Genomic DNA, 2859 nt, shown 5'->3' on the forward strand with positions numbered 1-2859 from the left:
TAGTAATGATCCTGTTTGATTGTTAAGTTTCGCGACTACAACAATACTACTATTAGGACTTACTTTCTACTGCCTTTTTGATAAAAAGAAAATCACTGCACACAGCCTAGGCAGGCCATCGCGCAGCGATTTTGTTCAATCCGGATTTGTAGAGGTTCCAAGGATGGCGTATATTGCCATAGCACATTATACCGGAAGTTTGACGTACAATTGTCTCAAGACACAGCCGATAAAGGTATGAAGCCATGAAGAAACCTGACTTTAAGGATCTGAAAAAACTAATAAAGGTGATAAATGACACCAACGATGCGTTTAAGAGCATCTATGCAGAGAAAGACTCGCAGGAAAGCCGCATTAAAGCCATTTGCAAAAGGATGGCATCCGAAAAAGCCAGAGAATCTCTTGGCAAATTTTCCGTTGAGGAGCTTAAGAATGCCAAGGTTGGTATACGCGTGGCAGCCCTTCAGGAGGCCGGATATACCGACCTTGGGAAGATCGCAAAAGCTACTGATTACGACATCCGGAACATAGAAGGCATCGGCGAGAAGCAGATAGAGGCCATAAGGCATATTATCACTGAATTTGCAAACAGCCTCTCATCAAGGGTTTCCATCGTGCTTGATGCAAATGACCCTGAGCTGATTACTGAGATGTACCGCTATCTAAAGAGTGAAGATGTGCGCAGAGAGGCTCAGGAGCCGGCCAAAAACCTTGATCTGTATGCCGCGAAAGTCGCATCCTCAGGTATAATACTTGGCGGCTTTGGATGGCTCTTTTCCGGAAACGATAAGAAAACACGCACCATTAATATGGTTGCGGAGATATACGAATTCTGCAACAGCGATTTCTTTGAAAAGCTCCTTGGCCTTATTGACAGGTATCACTGCGCCATCAATTCTCTTAGCGAAGATGCAGTGCAGGCTTTTACGCTAAACGGCGCGGATTTCTATGCCCTGCTGGAGAAGCTTGGAAGTAGCAGTGGTAACAGGCCGTTTATCTACGACAGCATACCCGGGCAGCTGGCCGAAGAAATAAGTAGCATGCAACTTTCGCAAAATACCTTTCGAGGGAACCTGCGTGTGTATCAGGAATTCGGCGCAAAGTATATATTGCATCAAAGCAAGGTCCTCCTCGGCGATGAGATGGGCCTTGGTAAGACCATTCAGGCGATAGCTGCCATGGCTCATATTCAAGAAACCACGGATGGATTATGCCATTTTCTGGTGGTCTGCCCGGCCAGTGTCCTTGTCAACTGGTCAAAAGAGCTATCGAAGTTCAGCAACATTGATGCGTACATTCTGCATGGCCAGACTTTAGACGATGCATTTGACAGGTGGAGAGATCATGGGGGAGCCGCCATCACCAACTACGAATCCATGGGGAAAATAGTGAATCGTATCGACAATCACATGACTCTCGAGATGCTGGTAATTGATGAGGCGCATTACATCAAGAACCCCGATGCCAAGAGGACCATGTACATTAGGCGCCTTGATAATGAATCCAAGCGCATTCTTATGATGACCGGGACACCTCTGGAGAATCGTGTCGATGAAATGTGCAATCTGATAGATTTTGTAAGGCCTGACATGACCAAGGAGGTTCGAGGAATGGCGCACCTTAGCCATGTTCCGGAATTCAGAGAGGCGCTATCTCCTGTTTATCTGCGAAGGACAAGGACTCAGGTGTTAAAAGAGCTGCCTCCTATCGACGAGAAACAGGAATGGTGCGAAATGTCTTTTGACGACCAAAAAGCGTATACTGCGGCTGCCATGAACAGGAATTTCCAGGATATGCGCCGCGTGGGCTTTCTTCAGGAAGACATAAAAACTTCCGCTAAAACCTGCAGGCTCCTTGAACTGTGCAATGAGGCAAAGGCGGAGGGAAGAAAAGTCGTTGTGTATTCCTTCTTTAGAGATACCATATCCAAAGTGGCCGCGATTCTTGGCGATAAGTGCATAGGCGTTATAAGTGGAGATACACCCGTAGCTCATAGGCAGGATATAGTCGACAGATTTGGCGAGGCAAAAGATGGAAGCATCCTGCTCTGCCAGATAATAGCAGGAGGAGTGGGGCTTAACATACAGGCTGCCAGCATGGTGATATTCTGTGAGCCGCAGATAAAGCCGTCCCTTACAAGCCAGGCACTCTCCAGGGTTTACCGAATGGGCCAGGTCAGTAACGTGACGGTGTACCATCTTCTTTGCCCGGAAACCATAGACGAAGAAATGATGCTGGTGCTTGAACAGAAACAGAACGAATTCGACAATTATGCAGGCGAATCAGTACTGGCAGGTGCTTTCGACAACCTTATGGACAAGGAATGGATCAATGATGTGATTGAAAAAGAAAGCAAGAAATATCTACCTGCAGTGCTGTAATTTGTTACTGTTAACCGTCAAAAGCGGATAACCGGCCAGATGTACATGAATTCGGATTTGTAGAGCGATTAAATTTCAGTAAACACTCGTGGAGCGGATTTGTGATAGTATGAGTGTTTGCTGGAACAACTCATTTACAGAAAGACACTTGTTACAGCAATGGTTTATTGTAGGAGTGCCCGAGAAAAGAGGCATGTACACTTGGAAATAGATTGGATTACTGTAGGAGTGTCTAAACTGGAGGTGTGAACACTTGCAAAGCAATGGAATTGCCATATGAGTGTAGATATTGCTGGATATTCTTGAATTTTCCCTGAAAAAGACACTTGTGGGAGGGACCAATCTTTAAACGAGTGCTAGTTCCGAAGATTTCAGTAGTAAATCTGACACTTGCATCAATTAGAATTTGCATTATGAGTGTCTGTAGGGGCCTTTTGGGTAACCAAAGGAACCTTTTCCCAGGTTTATAATAAAGATA

1 protein-coding gene is annotated in these 2859 nt (G+C 45.5%); it reads left to right on the top strand.

Going from position 1 to position 2859, the window contains the following annotated elements; translation table 11 throughout:
- Positions 1–245: 245 nt before the first annotated feature.
- The gene (locus NXH67_RS07275; RefSeq protein ID WP_272796921.1) at positions 246–2381 is read left to right on the top strand and encodes a DEAD/DEAH box helicase; all 2136 of its coding nucleotides are present in this window, start codon (positions 246–248) and stop codon (positions 2379–2381) included.
- Positions 2382–2859 lie beyond the last annotated feature (478 nt).

The organism is Butyrivibrio sp. DSM 10294 (genome assembly GCF_028539135.1).
Lineage (GTDB): Bacteria > Bacillota > Clostridia > Lachnospirales > Lachnospiraceae > Butyrivibrio.

Coding starts and splice junctions, on each gene's coding strand:
- NXH67_RS07275 (WP_272796921.1), top strand. CDS start 246: ATGAAGAAACCTGACTTTAAGGATCTGAAAAAACTAATAAAGGTGATA.